Here is a 15,920-nt window from a genome sequence, read left to right as displayed (position 1 = left end):
AAAGAACATGAAAGAAGGCATTCACCCCAGCTACCGCGAAATCTGCTTCGTGGACCTGTCCAACGGTTTCAAGTTCGTGACGCGCTCGTGCGCCAACACGAAGGAAACCATCAAGATGGACGACGGCCGCGAACTGCCGCTGTACAAGCTCGACACCTCGAGCGAATCGCACCCCTTCTACACGGGCACGCAAAAGTCGGTGGACAACATGGGTGGCCGCGTCGAGCGCTTCCGCAACCGTTTCGGCAAGACCGCCGCCAAGTAATTCGGCCGCAGGTTTTCGCTGTACGTCCGCCAAAGGGCAGCCCGGGTTACCGCGCTGCCCTTTTGTTTTTGCACACCAGCCCCTGATTTTTAGCACCGCATCCTCCTCGCGTGAACCAGCCGACCCCCGCCATCGTTGCCCAGGGCGCCGTGCGTCGCCTGCCGCGCATCGCGCTGCTGCTGTTTTGCGCCGCCTACGTGCTGCCCGGCTTCATCGGCCGCGAGCCCTGGAAAAGCGCCGACATGACGTCATTCGGCTACATGCTGGAGCTGGCGCACGGCGCCAGCGGCTGGCTGCATCCGCAGCTGCTCGGGCTGCCGCCGGAGACTGACGGACCCCTGCCGTACTGGCTCGGCGCCTGGGCCTTGCAGGCGGCTCCAGGCTGGATCACACCGGCCTTCGCGGCCCGCATCCCGTTTGTGTTTTTGCTGGCGCTGACCCTGGTCGCGACCTGGTACGGCGTGTACTACCTGGCGCGCAGCACGCAGGCCCAGCCGGTGGCGTTTGCATTTGGCGGCGAGGCCAAACCGACCGACTACGCCCGGGCCATGGCTGACGGGGGTCTGCTGGCGCTGATGGCCTGCCTTGGGCTGGCGCAGCTGTCACACGAAATCACGCCCGCCCTGACGCAGGTCTGCTTTACCGCGCTGACCTTTTATGCCGTGGCGGCAGCCCCTTATCGCACGGTGGCGCCCGCCATTGGTTTGACTGTGGGCATGGCCGGACTGGTGGCGAGCGGCGCACCCGCGATGGCCACGCTCTTCGCGGCGGGCAGCGCGCTGCTGTGCCTGGTCGAGCCGGATGAAAACCATGACGCGCGCCGGCGCAGCATTTTCTGGGCCTGCGGCATCGTCGTGGTGACCCTGCTGGCTGGCTGGCTGGCAGCGTGGCTGGACCTGTGGCACTGGCGCGCCACCCTCCCCGAGAGTCGCTGGGTGGAATGGCGCAACCTGGCCCGGCTGCTGCTGTGGTTTACCTGGCCGGCCTGGCCGCTGGCCTTGTGGACGCTGTGGCGCTGGCGCCGGCAACTGGCCAGTCGCCAGCTCAGCCGGCACCTGGCCCAGCCGCTGTGGTTTGTGCTCGTCTCGGTGGGCGCCATGACCATCACGCGGCCCGCCGACCGCGCCCTGATGCTGGGGATGCCGGCGCTGGCGACACTGGCCGCGTTCGCGCTGCCCACGCTCAAGCGCAGTGTCACGGCGTTGATCGACTGGTTCACGCTGCTCTTTTTTACGGGCTCGGCCATCATCATCTGGGTAATCTGGATTTCGATGCAAACCGGCTTCCCGAAGCAGCCCGCCGCCAACGTGGCGCGGCTGGCGCCCGGGTTTGAACCCAGCTTCTCGCTGCCGGCATTTCTGGCCGCACTGGCCGCCACCCTGACCTGGGCCTGGCTGGTGAAGTGGCGGGTAGGCAGAAACCGCGCCGCGATCTGGAAAAGCCTGGTATTGCCGGCCGGCGGTACCGCGCTGAGCTGGCTGCTGTTGATGACGCTGTGGCTGCCGGTGCTGGACTTCGCGCGCAGCTACCACGCGCTGGTGGGGCGGGTCGTGAGCGTCATCAACCAGCCGGAATGCGTCGAAGTCTATGGACTGAGCCGCGGCCAGATCACGGCCTTCCAGTACCACGGCCACCTGAACCTCAAAAATGCCACGATGCAGGCGCAGTGTCCCTGGCTGGTGGTCGACGCCGATGCGCGCGACACGCTGCACAAGTCCGTGAACCTCAAGCAATGGACCCCGCAGGGCATCTTCCGCCGCCCCTCGGACGACAACGAGAATGTGCTGCTCTACAAGCGTGCCCGACCGTAAGTGCCCGAACTGAAAGTCATCATCCGGCACGCCGTCACCGTGCTGGTGGGCCAGCTGGCCGTCATGGCGTTCGGCGTGACCGACACCATCGTGGCCGGGCGCTATTCCGAGACTTCGCTGGCCGCGCTGTCGGTGGGCTCTGCCATCTACATCAGTGTCTACGTGGCCTTGATGGGTGTCATGCAGGCACTGCTGCCGGTCTGGGCCGAACAGCATGGCGCGCGCCGCCTGGCCGACGTAGGCCGCTCGCTGCGCCAGGCACTGTACCTGTGCGCCATCACCATCGTGGTGGGGATGGCGGCCCTGCTGTCTCCGGACGCGGTGCTGCGCTGGACCGAGGTGCCCGCCGCACTGCAGGTTGAAGTGCAGCGCTATCTGGGCGTGCTCGCCCTCGCGCTGGCCCCTTCCCTGCTGTTTCGCATCTACAGCACGCTGAACCAGAGCCTGGGCAAGCCCCAGCTCGTGACCTGGCTGCAAATCGGTTCATTGTTCGTCAAGGTGCCGCTCTCCATCTGGTTTGCCTTTGGCGGCCTGGGCCTGGCGCCGCAAGGCGTGGTCGGTTGTGCCTGGGCCACCCTGGTCGTGAACTACGCCATGCTGGCGCTGGCACTGTGGCTGCTGCGCACCCAGGACTTCTACCTGCCCTACCGCATCTGGCAACGGCTGGAGCGGCCCGACTGGCGGCAGATCGGCGAGTTTGCGCGGCTGGGCATTCCGGGCGGGTTGGCCATTTTGGTGGAGATCACCTCGTTCACGCTGATGGCGCTGTTCATCGCCCGCCAGGGCACGGCGGCCGCAGCCAGCCACCAGATCGCGGCCAACCTGGCGGCCGTGCTGTACATGATGCCGCTGTCGATCGCCATTGCCACCAGCGCGCGCACGAGCTACTGGCTCGGGGCCGGCGACCCGCGTCGCGCCCGCGCCGCCATTCGCATGGGTTTTAGGCTTGTAGCCCTGATGGCTATTGCACTGTCCACTATTCTTTTCATAGCGCGCGGGGAGGTAGCGGAAATCTATGCGCGCAACCCGGCCGTGATTGCGCTGGCCAGCGCCCTGCTCGCCTGGGTCGCCGCCTACCACCTGGCCGACGCGGTCCAGACCCTGTGCGTGTTTGTGCTGCGCTGCTATCGCGTGACCGTGGCGCCGCTGCTGGTGTATTGCGTGCTCTTGTGGGGATTGGGACTGACGGGCGGCTACCTGCTGGCATACCACGGTGTCGGTGCGGTCCACGCCATCGCATCGCCTATCACGTTTTGGGCGACCAGCGCGATCGCGCTGGCCCTGACCGCGACTATTTTTGCAGCGATTCTGTGGCGGGCCGTGCGGCGACCGGCGGCGCGGCAGGCGCAGGCGCAGGCGCCTCGCCGCCCGGCCCCTTGATGCGGCTGGCAGGAAAAATAATCGAAAACGTGGAGCCCAGCCCCGGCGTGCTGTCGATGCGCAGCTCGGCGCCGTGCCGCTGCGCGACATGTTTGACGATCGCCAGGCCGAGTCCGGTACCCCCCGTCTCGCGCGAGCGGCTGCGATCGATGCGGTAGAAGCGCTCGGTCAGGCGCGGAATATGCTCGGGTGCGATGCCCGGTCCGGAGTCTTTCACCGAAAACTCGGCCCGCCCGTCAGGCAGCACCCGCCACTGGACCTCGATGACGCCGCCCGCGGGCGTGTAGCGCACGGCATTGTTCAGCAGGTTCGACAGGGCGCTGTGCAGTTCATTCGGCGCGCCCGCAATCTCGCCCATGCTGCGCGGGCTCGGCGCAGGGTCAAAGCGCAATTCGTGCCCCGCGGTCTCGCCGCGAGTCACTAGCGCAGACAGCGTACGCGCCTCTTGCAGGCACCGCTCCAGCAGCGAATGCACCGGTGTCCACTCAGCGGCACCGGGCGGCGGCCTGCCCTCCAGCCGCGACAGGGTCAGCAAATCGTTGACCAGCGTCTGCATCCGCTCCGACTGCTGCGCCATCAGAGCCAGATAGCGGCCACGCTCGGACTCGTTCAGCGGCAGCGTGCGCAGCGTCTCGACAAAGCCGGCGAGCACGGTCAGCGGAGTGCGGATCTCGTGCGACACGTTGGCCACAAAGTCCCGGCGCATGGCTTCGGCCTGCTCCAGCGCCGTCACATCGCGCGATAACAGCAGCTTGCGGCCTTCGCCGTAGGGATGCAGGTGGATAGACACCCGTATCGGCCGCGACGGCGTGCTGCCCGGCCCCGCAATGGTGATTTCGTGTGCGTAGTCACCCCCGGTGTAATAGGCAGCAAAGGCCGGGTCGCGCACCAGATTGCCGATCTGCTGAAGAACATCGCGCTGCGCGTCGAAACCAAACTGCTCGGCCGCGATCTGGTTGCACCATTCAATGCAGCCCGTCTTGTCCAGCAGCACCACTCCGTTGGGCGACGCCTGGATCGCCGCCAAAAACTCCTGCAGGCGTGCCTGGCTGTCCTGGGTTTGCTGCTCGCGCTGGCGCAACAGGCGCCGGGTCCGGTCCGACACTTCCCCCCACAGGCCGCGCAGCGCGGGGGCACCACTGGCCTCGCCCTGCTTGAGCCAGCGCAGAACGCGCGCGCCGCGCAGCAAGTCCAGCGTAAACCAGAGCAGGCCCGCCAGCGCCAGGCCGGCCAGCGCACCCCAGCGGCCACCCAGCCACCACCCCGCCAGTGCGCTGGCAAATTGGAGCATCAGGAAGCTGAAAAAACGAAACAGCATGGCGCGATTGTGAAGGGAGATGACAGCGCGGGCATTGCCGCGGCAACGCCGACCTCGCGGCTCAGGCCTGGCTGGCCGCCACCTGCGGCTGCGCCGTCAGACGGTAGCCGGCGCCGCGCACGGTCTCCACCATGGCACCAGCGGCCCCCAGCGCTTCACGCAAGCGCTTGACGTGCACGTCGACGGTGCGCTCCTCGATGAACACGTGGTCGCCCCAGACCTTGTCCAGCAGCTGCGCGCGGCTGTGCACGCGCTCGCAATGCTTCATGAGGTAATTCAGCAGCTTGAACTCGGTGGGACCGACCTTGATCGCCTGCCCCTGGTACGACACCCGGTGCGTTGCCGAGTCCAGCGCCAGGGCACCGATCGTGATGCTGGCATCGGCCCGCTCGGGAGCGCGGCGGCGCAGCACGGCACGGATGCGGGCCAGCAATTCCTGCGTCGAAAAGGGCTTGGTGATGTAGTCGTCCGCGCCCGCATCGAGCCCCGCCACCTTGTCGGGTTCGTCGCCGCGCGCCGTCAGCATCAGGATCGGAACGCCCTTGGTGCGCGCATTGGCGCGCCACCGGCGTGCCAGCGCCACACCGCTTTGCCCCGGCAGCATCCAGTCCAGCAGGATCACGTCGGGCAGCACGGCATCGAGTTCGCGCTGGGCGGCGACGCCCTCCTCGGCCCAGATCGGCCGGAAGCCGTTGTGCCGCAGGTTGACCGCAATCAGCTCGGCGATCGCGGGCTCGTCTTCGACAATCAGGACGCGGGGCTGATGCTTCATGGAGCATCCTTGCGCCGGGCCGTCCCAAGGAAGGAGGCCGCCCCCTTGGGGGGCAGCGACGACACGCAGTGCACAGCGTGGGGGCTCATTGGACGGCGGATTCGACTTGTTCCATCGTGGTGTGGCGCACGTCCGCGCCCTTCACGATGTAGATGATGAACTCCGCAATATTCTTGGCGTGATCGCCAATGCGCTCGATCGCCTTGGCCAGGAACAGCAAGTCCAGGCTCGCGGAAATCGTGCGCGGATCTTCCATCATGTAGGTGATGAGCTTGCGCACAAAGCCGTCGAACTCCCGGTCGATCAAATCGTCTTCCTTCAGGATGGTCACGGCCACGGCCGTGTCCAGCCGTGCAAATGCATCGAGCGCCTTGCGCAGCAGGCCGGAGGCCAGATCGGCGGCAACGCGCAACTCGGACGACGGCAGGGTGCGCGCCGCGCCGCTCTCGATGATGGACTTGACCATGCGTGCAATTTTTTCAGCCTCATCGCCGACCCGCTCCAGGTTGGCGGTGGTCTTGGAGATGGCAATGAGCAGGCGCAGGTCGCGCGCCGTCGGCTGGCGCCGCGCAATGATGGACGACAGCTCGCGGTCGATCTCGATCTCCATCGCGTTCACACGCGGCTCCATCTCGATCACCTGCTGCGCCGCTTCCGCACTGAACTGGGACAGTGCATAGATCGCCTGGTGGATCTGGGATTCGGCCAGCCCGCCCATTTCCATCACGCGCGAGGAAACGCCGTTGAGCTCGCTGTCGAACTGGGTTGAAAGGTGTTTGTCGGACATAACTGCCTCCTTGATAGTCACCCGAACCGGCCGGTAATGTAATCCTCGGTCTCTTTGCGCCGGGGCTTGAAAAACAACTCTTCGGTGGCGCCGAACTCGACCAGGTTGCCCAGATACATGTAGGCCGTGTAATCGCTGCAGCGCGCGGCCTGCTGCATGTTGTGCGTCACGATGACCACGGTATAGTCGTTTTTGAGTTCGGCAATCAATTCTTCTATTTTGGCAGTGGAAATCGGATCGAGTGCCGAGCAGGGTTCATCGAGCAGCAAAATTTCGGGCTTGATCGCAATCCCGCGCGCGATGCACAGGCGCTGCTGCTGGCCGCCCGACAGGCTGGCCCCGTTCTGGTGCAGCTTGTCCTTCACCTCGCTCCATAGCGCGGCCTTTCGCAAGGCCCATTCGACGCGCTCTTCCATATCGGCGGCATTGAGATTTTCGAACAGTTTGACACCAAACACGATGTTGTTGTAAATCGACATGGGGAACGGCGTCGGCTTCTGAAACACCATGCCCACCTTGGCGCGCAGCAGGGCCACGTCCTGCCGCGAGGTCAGCAAATCCTCGCCGTCGAGCATGATCTGCCCCTCGGCGCGCTGCTCGGGGTAGAGCGCGTACATGCGGTTGAAGACGCGCAGCAGGGTCGATTTGCCGCAGCCCGACGGGCCGATGAACGAGGTCACCTTCTTCTCCGGAACTTCCAGGTTGATGTCCTTGAGAGCGTGGAATTTGCCGTAATAAAAGTTCAGGTTCCTGACCGAAATTTTCGATTTTTCCTGGGGCGTCGTCATGGTCTGTCTTGCTCTATTTTGATGGTGAGATTCGGGAGCTCGCGGGTATCACTGCTTGCTGCGTGTCATGACGCGCGCCAGAATGTTGAGCCCCAGCACCGCCACCGTGATCAGGAACACGCCGGCCCACGCCAGTTTCTGCCAGTTCTCGTAGGGACTCATGGCGAACTTGTAAATGGTGACCGGCAGGCTGGCCATGGGCTGGCTCAAGTCAGAGGTCCAGAACTGGTTGCTCAGCGCCGTAAACAACAGCGGCGCCGTCTCTCCGGCAACGCGTGCCACCGCGAGCAGGACGCCCGTCACCACCCCGGCGCGCGCCGCCCGCAGGGTGATGCCGAGAATTACCTTCCACTTGGGCGCGCCCAGCGCATAGGCGGCTTCACGCAAGCCTGCCGGCACCAGTTGCAGCATGTTCTCTGTCGTGCGAATCACCACCGGAATCACGATCAGCGCCAGCGCCAGCGCACCGGCCCAGCCGGAAAATGACTTGAAGCGGGCCACGACGACGGCGTAGATAAAAAGGCCGATGACGATGGACGGCGCCGACAGCAAAATATCGTTGACAAATCGCGTGACCGACGCGAGCCAGCCCTTGGGGTTGTACTCGGCCAGATAGATGCCAGCCATGATGCCAACGGGTGTGCCGATAAAGGTGGCCGCAGTAACCATGACCAGCGAGCCGTAGATGGCGTTCGCGAGGCCCCCAGCCTCGTTGGGGGGAGGTGTCATTTCGGTGAACGTGGCCAGCACCAGTCCACCGACGCCCAGGCGCACCGTTTCCAGCAATATCCAGAACAGCCAGAACAGGCCAAACGCCATCGCCGCCAGCGACAGGGTCAGCGCAATCCGGTTGACCCGCTTGCGCCGCGCAAATTTGACCAGGCGCACATCCCGCTGCTGGAGGCCGTTCATGCTCGGGTTCCTTCATTCTTTCGCAGCCGCGCCAGCAGTACCTTGGACAGGGCCAGCACGACAAACGTGATGAAGAACAGGACCAGCCCCAGATAAATCAGGGCCGCCTGGTGCAGGCCCGGAGTGGCTTCGGCGAATTCATTGGCCAGCGCCGAGGTGATGCTGTTGGCCGCCTGGAACAAACTCAGCGAATCGAGCTGGTTGAAGTTGCCGATCACGAAGGTCACCGCCATGGTCTCGCCCAGTGCTCGCCCCAGCCCGAGCATGATGCCGCCCATCACGCCAGCCTTGGTGTAGGGAAGCACCACCTTGAACACCACCTCCCAGGTCGTCGCCCCCAGACCGTAGGCCGATTCCTTGAGCAGAACCGGGGTGACCTCGAACACGTCGCGCATCACCGCCGCGATGAAGGGGATGATCATGATCGCCAGGATGATGCCCGCCGACAAAATACCGATACCCACCGGCGGCCCCGAAAACAGGGCCCCCAGGTAGGGCACGCCGGCGAACAGGGTCTGCAGGGGCTGCTGCACATAGGTAGCCAGAATCGGGCTGAACACCAGCAGCCCCCACATACCGTACACAATGGAGGGCACGGCGGCCAGCAACTCGATCGCGGTCCCCAGCGGTCGCTTGAGCCAGGCCGGTGACAGCTCCGTCAGAAACAGGGCAATGCCGAAGCTGACAGGCACGGCAATCACGAGCGCGATCAGCGAGGTGGCCAGCGTGCCATAGATCATGACCAGCCCGCCATACTCGTTCTTCACCGGGTCCCAGACGGTGCTGGTCAAAAAACCAAGACCGTACTTTTCGATGGCAGGCCACGCGCCAATCACCAGCGACACCAGAATGCCAAGCAGCAAGCTCAGGGTCAACCAGGCGGCACCCGCGGCAGTCCAGCCGAACAGCCGGTCCAGCAGGGGGCCCGAGCGGGCCAATGGATGGGGCGGTGGACGGATCATGGCGCGTGGAGTGACCTTGGCGGCAAGGTCGAAGGGAGCTTCGTTTACCGGAAGTGTAGAGGACACGTGGAACACCCCTTGCGCCATGAAGCTTGAGAAGACCCGATTTTCCTGCTTACTTGTAAGCGACGACCTTGCCCGATGCGTCCTTGATCTCGCCCCAGCTCTTCTCGACAATCGCCTTCACGCTCGCAGGCAGCGGAACATAGTCAAGGCTGTCCGCTGCCTGGTCACCGTTTTGGTAGGCCCATTCGAAAAACTTGAGCGTGGTCGCGCCTTGAGCCGGCTTGTCCTGCACCTTGTGCAGCAGGATGAACGTGGCACCCGTGATCGGCCACGAATCCTTGCCCGGCTTGTCGGTCAGGATCTGGTAGAAGCTCTTCGTCCAGTCCGCGCCCGCGGCAGCCGCCTTGAAGGCCGCAGCGTCCGGCGACACAAAGTTGCCGGCGGCATTTTGCATCAGCGCATACGTCATCTTGTTTTGCTTCACATAGGCGTATTCCAGGTAGCCGATCGAGTTGGGCAAGCGGCCCACGAACGCGGCGACCCCTTCATTGCCCTTGCCACCCGCGCCGGCCGGCCAGTTCACCGCCGTGCCCTCGCCCACCTTCGTCTTCCATTCGGTATTGACCTTGCTCAGGTAGTTGGTGAAGATGAACGTCGTACCCGAACCATCAGCGCGGCGAACCGGCGTAATGGTGGCGTCCGGCAAAGCCAGCGTCGGGTTCAGCGCCTTGATGGCCGGGTCATTCCATTTGGTGATCTTGGCCAGGTAAATGTCACCGAGAACCTGGCCGTTGAGTTTCAGCTGCCCCGGCGCGATCCCCTTGACGTTCACCACGGGGATCACGCCACCGATCACCGTCGGGAATTGCATTTCCCCCTTTTTTGCCAGATCCTCGTCCTTGAGCGGCATGTCGGTAGCGCCAAAATCGACGGTCTTGGCGTCGATTTGTTGAATGCCCGCGCCCGAACCCACGGATTGGTAGTTGATTTTGACGCCTGTGATCTTGTTGTAGTCGGATGCCCACTTGGCATAGATGGGGGCGCCAAAAGTGGACCCGGCGCCGGTCACGCTCTGCGCACTGGCAGGCATGGCATACATAAAGGACACAGCCGCCAGGCTGATCATCGTCGTGCTGAACTTCATCGTCATGAAAAGACCTCTCAGGTTGGTTAGGAGATGCGCAGACTTTAAGACGCCGATATGACAATGGTGTGACAGAAAATCCCAGGCAAACAAACGGGCGTGAATGCTATGCTGACCAGCAATCAATCAGGCCAGACAATGCAAAACGGAACTCGACTCGCCGCTGTGGACCTGGGCTCCAACAGCTTTCGCCTTGAAATCGGCCGCTTCGAGGGCGGACAGATTCACCGGGTTCAATACCTGAAGGAAACGGTCCGGTTAGGTAGCGGCCTGGATGCCGAGCGCAACCTGACCTCCGTCGCCATGCAGCGAGGCTGGGATTGTCTCGCACGCTTTGGTGAACGACTGGCAGATTTCAAGCGGGGCCAGGTGTGCGCGGTCGCCACGCAGACCCTGCGTGAAGCACGCAACCGTGACGCATTTTTGGCGCGTGCCCACGAAATACTGGGGTTTCCGATTGACGTCATTTCGGGGCGCGAAGAAGCCCGGCTGATTTACCAGGGCGTGGCGCATCTGTTGCCCCAATCCGACGAAAAACGCCTGGTGGTCGACATCGGCGGGCGCTCCACCGAGTTGATTCTGGGCCGCGCGTTTGACGCCCGCGTGGTGGAGTCATATCGCGTCGGCAGCGTCACCTTGTCAATGAAACACTTCTCCACCGGCCAGTTCACCGCCCATGCGTTCCAGATGGCGGAAATCGCCGCCAAAGCAGTGCTCGATGAAGCGCTCAACGCCTATCGGCGCGATGCCTGGGAGGTGGCTTATGGCTCCTCGGGCACCATTGGCGCCGTAGGCGACGCGCTGACTGCAGCGGGCTGGCCGGCCGGGTCCGTCACGCGCGAAGGTCTGGATTGGCTGCTGGCCCGACTGCTGAAGGCGCAGAGCGCCGACCGCTTGCAGCTGGACGGCATCAGGGAAGATCGCCGCGCCGTCATCGGCGGCGGTGTCAGCGTTTTGCGCGCCGTCTTCGACCTGCTTGGCATCGACAAGATGCAGGCCGCCCAGGGTGCGTTGCGGCATGGCGTCCTGTACGACCTGCTGGACCGTGAGCAGACGCAGACCGACGTCCGCTCGGCCACTGTTCAACGCCTTGTCGACAAGTTCGAAACTGACACCGCGCAGGCCCAGCGCGTCGGCAAGGTCGCCTGCCACTTGTTCAATCAATTGCAGGGCGGGCCTGCCACTGCCGGCCCCGGCAGCAATTTGCGAAAACTGGATTGGGCCGCCCAACTGCATGAAATTGGCTGCCGGATTTCACACAGCGACTATCACAAACATGGCGCCTACATTCTGGACAACATCGATGCATTGGGCTTTGCCCTGCCCGAACTTCACCGCCTCAGCCTGCTCGTGCTGGGGCACCGCGGCAAGCTGCGCAAGCTGGAAGTGGATTTCGAAGACACCTTGTTCGTGCGCCAGTTGTTGTGCCTGCGCCTTGCCGTCATTCTTTGCCATGCGCGGCGCGATCCCGACCTGAAGGGCATGCGGCTCGCGGCAGACCCCGACGCCGACCACCGGCTGGTACTGGCCTGCCGCCCGGGCTGGGCCGAGGCCTTTCCGCAATCGGCTCACCTGTTGCGCGAAGAGGTGGCAGCCTGGCAGAAAACGCCCTGGACCCTGCAACTCGCGGGCTGCTGATTTGCCGAGGCGATTTAAACCGTATAAACTGTATATACGGTTTTAATCAGAATCCTCCTATGCCCACCGCAAAAAAAATCGCCACCAGCAAAAAACCAGCCTCCGCAAGTCCCAAAAAGATCCCGGCCAAACCGGTGGCAAGTCCCGCCAAGGCCGCCGACAAGCCCGCCAAGGCCAGGAAGCCCAAGCTGGTGCGCGACAGTTTTACCATCCCCAAGATCGAATATGGCGTGCTCGACGAATTGAAGCAGCGTGCCGCCAAACTGGCCCATCCCGTGAAGAAGAGCGAAGTGTTGCGTGCCGGCATCAAAGCCCTGGCCGCCCTGCCCGATGCAGTCTTCCTCACCGCACTGGAAGCCGTTCCGGCCATCAAGACCGGCCGGCCCAGCCAATCCTGATCTCCGATCGCCTGTTACCAGCCCCACGCTTGCCACTGCGTGTGCTGCGCTGCCCCCCGAGGGGGCTGAACTTGCTCGGGGCGGCCCTTCGCTGCCTTAAAGGGTTTCCGGCGACTGGACGCTCACCACCACGGTTTGGGACTGCCCCTCGCGGTCGCGATGGCGCAGCCACCAGACCGCGCCCTTTTTCATCACGCACTCGCTGGCCCCGAGTGCCAGCAATTGCGAGATAGTCTGCCCCAGCGTGGGCTGATGTCCGATCACCAGCACGGTTGACTTGTTGGCGGGCCACTGCACCAGTTCCAGCAATTGCGCAGGCGTGCCACCCGGGCCGAGTTCGGGCCGCAACTTGTATTTGCGCCCCAGCGCCAGCGCCGTCTGCTCGGCCCGCCGTGCCGGACTGACCAGAATCCGCGCGCCTTCGGGCAACTGCCGGTCCAGCCAGGTGGCCATGCGCGCAGCCTGCTTCTCGCCGCGCGGCGTCAGCGACCGCTCCAGGTCATTGCAGCCTTCCACCCATTGTTCGGCTTCGGCGTGACGCCACAGGATCAGATCCATGGTGTTTACTCGCCGCTGGCGGCGTCCCCATCCGCGTAACGCGCCATCAGCGCCGCCTGCGCACTGTGTCCCGTGTGCCCTCCTGCCGCACCGACCCGTGTGTAGGTGCCATCCGGCCCCAGATCCCAGGCATCGCGGCCATCGTGCAAATAAGCCACCAAGCATTCATCGATGATGCGCTGGCGAATGACGGGGTCGCTCACCGGCCAGGCCAGCTCAACCCGCCGCAGCATGTTGCGGTTCATCCAGTCGGCACTGGACAGGTAGAGCTCTTCTTCTTCCACACAGCGGAAATAGAAGACGCGGGAATGCTCCAGAAACCGGCCGATGACCGAGCGCACCCGGATGTTTTCGGTAACACCGGGCAATTGCGCCGGCAGCGTGCAGGCACCACGCACGATCAGGTCGATCTTCACGCCGCGCTGCGAGGCCTTGACCAGCGACAGGACCAGCGCCTCGTCGGTCAGTGCGTTCATCTTGGCGACAATGCGCGACGCCTTGCCCTGGGCCGCGCCCTCGCCCAGCGAATCAATCTTCTCGATCAGTTTGCGCTGCAACTGGAATGGTGCCAGCCATAGCCGGTTCAGTTTGGGCAGCTTGCTCTGGCTCGCCAGATGCACAAACACGCTGTCGACGTCAGCCGTCAGCAGCGGATCGGCGCTGAGGTAACTCACATCGGTATACAGCTTCGCGGTGCGCGAGTTGTAGTTGCCGGTTGACAGATGGGCATAGCGCTTGAAGTTCTTGCCTTCCCGGCGCGTGATCAGCAGCATCTTGGCGTGCGTCTTGAGGCCCACCACGCCATACACCACCTGGGCGCCAATGGATTCGAGCATCTCCGCCCAGTTGATGTTGGCCTCCTCGTCGAAGCGCGCCTTGAGTTCCACCACGGCCGTGACTTCCTTGCCGCGGCGCACCGCCTCGCGCAGCAGGTCCATCAGTTCCGACTCCACGCCCGTTCGATAAAACGTCTGCTTGATGGCCAGCACCTGCGGGTCGTGCACGGCCTCGCGCAAAAAGGCAAGAACCGCATCAAAACTCTCGAACGGGTGATGAATCGAAACATCCCCCTGCTTGAGTCGCTCAAAAAAAGACTGGCCAGGCACCAGTTGCGCGGGATAGGACGGCTTGAAGGGTGGAAACAGCAATTCGGGTTCGTCGACCAGATCGATCAGTTGCGCCAGCCGCGCCAGGTTCACCGGGCCATGAACGCGGTAGAGCGCCAGCGCCGGCAAGTTGAATTGCTTGAGCAGGAAACTTGCAAGATACTCGGAACACCCCGTCGAGACCTCCAGCCGCACCGCCTGACCGTAGTGGCGGTGCTCCAGGCCCAGGCGCAACGCGGTGCGCAGGTTTTGCACGTCGTCTTCGTCCACGGCAAGGTCCGAGTGACGCGTTACCCGGAACTGCGAAAACTGCCCCACGTCGCGTCCCGGAAAAAGCGTTCCCAGGTTGGCACGGATCACGCTGGACAACGACAGGAACAGGACCCGCCCCCCCGACACCTTACCCGGCATGCGGATGAGACGCGGCAGCACGCGCGGCACCTTGACGATAGCGATGTCGTTCTCGCGGCCAAAGGCGTCACGCCCGCCAAGCCGCACGATGAAGTTCAGCGACTTGTTGGCCACCTGCGGAAACGGGTGCGCCGGATCGAGCGCCACGGGAATGAGCAGCGGGCGCACCTGGCGCTCAAAGTACTGTTTGACCCACTGCCGCTGGACGACGTTGCGGTCGCCATGCGCGATGATCTTGATGGCGTGCTTCTCAAACGCGGGCGTCAGATCGTCGTTGTAAAGCGCGTATTGGCGCGCGACCAGGTCATGCGCGGCGGCGGCCAGCGCCTCGAACGACGCCACCGTGTAGGGCCCGTTGTGTTCGGCGCTCTGCAATGCCGCCAGGTGCGGCGCGGCACGAATCTCAAAAAATTCATCCAGATTGGACGAAACAATGCACAAATAACGCAGCCGCTCCAGCAGCGGCACCTGGGGTCGGCGCGCCCAGTCCAGCACCCGCTCGTTGAACGCGAGAATGCTGTGGTCCCGATCGAGGAGCGGGACGGCAGGGGGTTCGGCTGCTGCAGGCTGGCGGGCAACGACCTTGGAATTCATCTTGGGCTGGGGCGAATCAAACAAATTGGGTCATCAAAAGCCTGTTTATGACAGTATTTACCGATTTGATGACAAATGCGTGACAACGTCCTGCGCCAAACCTGATCTGGCGCAAAGCCATGGCCCCATGCGCCCAACAAATCGAAGGTGATAGCTCCCATCAGGCCCCCAGAAAGTGTTTTCGGTAGCGCGGCGGCAGGTCGGCAATGCGCATGAGCATGGGCAGATCGGCCGTGTTGAAGTCGGGGTCCCAGGCCGGCGCGCCGAGCACCTTGGCACCCAGGCGCAAATAGCCCTTGATCAGCGCAGGAGGCTCTATATCGAGCGTGCCGTCCAGCTCGTCGACGGGCAGCGGCAAACGTGGCAGCACGTGGTCTGCGACCGGCGCCAGATGGGTCTGCCTGAGCTGGTGCCAGATACTGGCCGCCGCGTCGCCACTGATGGCACCGTTGTGCAGCATGGGAATGCTGGCGCAGCCAATCATGGTGTCGAGCCGGTTGCGCACCATGAACTCGGCCAGCGCCCCCCACAACGCCAGAATCACGCCGCCGTGGCGATGATCGGCATGCACGCAGCTGCGGCCCAACTCCACCATGCGCGAGCGCAGACCGCGCAGCCGTGTCAGGTCGAATTCCAGATCGCTGTAGGTACTGCCGACGCGCTGGGCCTGGGCCGGTGTCAGCACCCGGTAGGTGCCCACGACTTCCCGTGTGGCCTCATCGCGCACCAGCAGGTGCTCGCAGTAGTCGTCGAACAGGTCCATGTCGTGCCCAGCCAGCGGCGTGTCCAGCCGCGCGCCCATTTCGCCCGCGAAGACATTGAACCTCAGCCGCTGCGCTTGCCGGACTTCGTCCTGATGGCGGGCCCACGACACCGAGATGCCGCTGCGTGCCGTCTCAACGATGGCCCGGCTTTGCGCATCATCAACCGGCAGATTGCGTCGATGAAGTGACCCCCTGGGCAGGGAGATCGGAGACAGTGCAAAGGTCGGGGTCGGTAGTTCTTTCATTTTTCACTCCTTCAACAGTTTTCAATGCTTCATTCAGTTGTAAAAAAGCCCCGGAGGGCGG

At 63.7% G+C, this 15,920-nt stretch carries 15 protein-coding genes; 5 read left to right on the top strand and 10 right to left on the bottom strand.

All coding sequences use genetic code 11. The annotated features are described in order from the left end of the window. Positions 1 to 7 precede the first annotated feature (7 nt). The 3 genes from EUB48_RS09490 to EUB48_RS09480 all read left to right on the top strand — a co-directional run bounded on the left by EUB48_RS09490 (position 8) and on the right by EUB48_RS09480 (position 3,456). On the top strand, positions 8 to 265 hold the full coding sequence (locus EUB48_RS09490) for a type B 50S ribosomal protein L31 (RefSeq protein WP_077562844.1): 258 nt from the start codon (positions 8 to 10) through the stop codon (positions 263 to 265). A 110-nt stretch (positions 266 to 375) separates the two neighbouring features. Continuing rightward, positions 376 to 2,076, top strand: coding sequence for a hypothetical protein (locus tag EUB48_RS09485; RefSeq protein ID WP_142818644.1), 1,701 nt, complete (start codon positions 376 to 378; stop codon positions 2,074 to 2,076). Continuing rightward, the gene (locus EUB48_RS09480) at positions 2,077 to 3,456 is read left to right on the top strand and encodes an MATE family efflux transporter (protein WP_142818643.1); all 1,380 of its coding nucleotides are present in this window, start codon (positions 2,077 to 2,079) and stop codon (positions 3,454 to 3,456) included. Here EUB48_RS09480 and phoR read toward each other — a convergent pair. The 7 genes from phoR to pstS form a co-directional block, all read right to left on the bottom strand. Next, a complete protein-coding gene (gene phoR / locus EUB48_RS09475) occupies positions 3,368 to 4,774 on the bottom strand; it encodes a phosphate regulon sensor histidine kinase PhoR (RefSeq protein WP_142818642.1) in 1,407 nt (468 codons plus the stop codon). The two genes, EUB48_RS09480 and phoR, sit on opposite strands and share 89 nt — an antisense overlap. Positions 4,775 to 4,835: 61 nt before the next feature. Then, a complete protein-coding gene (gene phoB, locus EUB48_RS09470) occupies positions 4,836 to 5,546 on the bottom strand; it encodes a phosphate regulon transcriptional regulator PhoB (RefSeq protein WP_142818641.1) in 711 nt (236 codons plus the stop codon). An 85-nt stretch (positions 5,547 to 5,631) separates the two neighbouring features. Beyond that, positions 5,632 to 6,333, bottom strand: a complete 702-nt coding sequence (phoU, locus tag EUB48_RS09465; protein ID WP_142818640.1) for a phosphate signaling complex protein PhoU — start codon at positions 6,331 to 6,333, stop codon at positions 5,632 to 5,634. A 17-nt stretch (positions 6,334 to 6,350) separates the two neighbouring features. After that, positions 6,351 to 7,121: a phosphate ABC transporter ATP-binding protein PstB gene (gene pstB, locus EUB48_RS09460; protein ID WP_142818639.1), complete on the bottom strand. Its 771-nt coding sequence runs from the start codon at positions 7,119 to 7,121 to the stop codon at positions 6,351 to 6,353. Positions 7,122 to 7,169: 48 nt separating this feature from the next. Next, positions 7,170 to 8,033: a phosphate ABC transporter permease PstA gene (gene pstA, locus EUB48_RS09455; RefSeq protein ID WP_142818638.1), complete on the bottom strand. Its 864-nt coding sequence runs from the start codon at positions 8,031 to 8,033 to the stop codon at positions 7,170 to 7,172. Continuing rightward, entirely contained in the window at positions 8,030 to 9,061 is a 1,032-nt protein-coding gene (pstC, locus tag EUB48_RS09450) for a phosphate ABC transporter permease PstC (protein ID WP_420821442.1), read from the bottom strand. The genes pstA and pstC overlap by 4 nt, the downstream gene beginning before the upstream one ends. Positions 9,062 to 9,110: 49 nt before the next feature. Beyond that, complete coding sequence (pstS, locus tag EUB48_RS09445; RefSeq protein ID WP_142821181.1) at positions 9,111 to 10,145, bottom strand: phosphate ABC transporter substrate-binding protein PstS; 1,035 nt, start codon at positions 10,143 to 10,145, stop codon at positions 9,111 to 9,113. Positions 10,146 to 10,283: 138 nt separating this feature from the next. On the opposite strand from pstS, the gene ppx reads away from it, so the two are divergent. Together ppx and EUB48_RS09435 are read left to right on the top strand one after the other, a co-directional pair. After that, a complete protein-coding gene (gene ppx / locus EUB48_RS09440) occupies positions 10,284 to 11,783 on the top strand; it encodes an exopolyphosphatase (protein ID WP_142818636.1) in 1,500 nt (499 codons plus the stop codon). Between the two features lie 59 nt (positions 11,784 to 11,842). Continuing rightward, entirely contained in the window at positions 11,843 to 12,181 is a 339-nt protein-coding gene (locus EUB48_RS09435) for a hypothetical protein (protein WP_244618385.1), read from the top strand. A gap of 96 nt (positions 12,182 to 12,277) precedes the next feature. On the opposite strand, the gene EUB48_RS09425 is transcribed toward EUB48_RS09435, so the two are convergent. From EUB48_RS09425 to EUB48_RS09415, 3 genes are all read right to left on the bottom strand, one after another. Then, positions 12,278 to 12,739 (bottom strand): SixA phosphatase family protein, encoded by a 462-nt coding sequence (locus EUB48_RS09425; RefSeq protein ID WP_142818635.1) that lies wholly within the window; start codon positions 12,737 to 12,739, stop codon positions 12,278 to 12,280. Between the two features lie 5 nt (positions 12,740 to 12,744). After that, the gene (ppk1, locus tag EUB48_RS09420) at positions 12,745 to 14,850 is read right to left on the bottom strand and encodes a polyphosphate kinase 1 (protein ID WP_142818634.1); all 2,106 of its coding nucleotides are present in this window, start codon (positions 14,848 to 14,850) and stop codon (positions 12,745 to 12,747) included. Positions 14,851 to 15,010: 160 nt separating this feature from the next. After that, complete coding sequence (locus EUB48_RS09415; RefSeq protein ID WP_142818633.1) at positions 15,011 to 15,859, bottom strand: GNAT family N-acetyltransferase; 849 nt, start codon at positions 15,857 to 15,859, stop codon at positions 15,011 to 15,013. Positions 15,860 to 15,920 lie beyond the last annotated feature (61 nt).

Origin of the sequence: Rhodoferax sediminis (assembly GCF_006970865.1) — a bacterium.
In the GTDB taxonomy this organism is placed as follows: Bacteria; Pseudomonadota; Gammaproteobacteria; order Burkholderiales; family Burkholderiaceae_C; genus Rhodoferax_A; species Rhodoferax_A sediminis.
The sequence above is the reverse complement of the archived record's forward strand: the minus strand, read 5'-3'. Positions and strand labels throughout refer to the sequence as shown.

Coding starts and splice junctions, on each gene's coding strand:
- phoU (WP_142818640.1), bottom strand. CDS start 6,333: ATGTCCGACAAACACCTTTCAACCCAGTTCGACAGCGAGCTCAACGGC.
- pstA (WP_142818638.1), bottom strand. CDS start 8,033: ATGAACGGCCTCCAGCAGCGGGATGTGCGCCTGGTCAAATTTGCGCGG.
- ppx (WP_142818636.1), top strand. CDS start 10,284: ATGCAAAACGGAACTCGACTCGCCGCTGTGGACCTGGGCTCCAACAGC.
- EUB48_RS09415 (WP_142818633.1), bottom strand. CDS start 15,859: ATGAAAGAACTACCGACCCCGACCTTTGCACTGTCTCCGATCTCCCTG.
- phoB (WP_142818641.1), bottom strand. CDS start 5,546: ATGAAGCATCAGCCCCGCGTCCTGATTGTCGAAGACGAGCCCGCGATC.
- ppk1 (WP_142818634.1), bottom strand. CDS start 14,850: ATGAATTCCAAGGTCGTTGCCCGCCAGCCTGCAGCAGCCGAACCCCCT.
- EUB48_RS09435 (WP_244618385.1), top strand. CDS start 11,843: ATGCCCACCGCAAAAAAAATCGCCACCAGCAAAAAACCAGCCTCCGCA.
- EUB48_RS09490 (WP_077562844.1), top strand. CDS start 8: ATGAAAGAAGGCATTCACCCCAGCTACCGCGAAATCTGCTTCGTGGAC.
- pstS (WP_142821181.1), bottom strand. CDS start 10,145: ATGAAGTTCAGCACGACGATGATCAGCCTGGCGGCTGTGTCCTTTATG.
- pstB (WP_142818639.1), bottom strand. CDS start 7,121: ATGACGACGCCCCAGGAAAAATCGAAAATTTCGGTCAGGAACCTGAAC.
- phoR (WP_142818642.1), bottom strand. CDS start 4,774: ATGCTGTTTCGTTTTTTCAGCTTCCTGATGCTCCAATTTGCCAGCGCA.
- EUB48_RS09425 (WP_142818635.1), bottom strand. CDS start 12,739: ATGGATCTGATCCTGTGGCGTCACGCCGAAGCCGAACAATGGGTGGAA.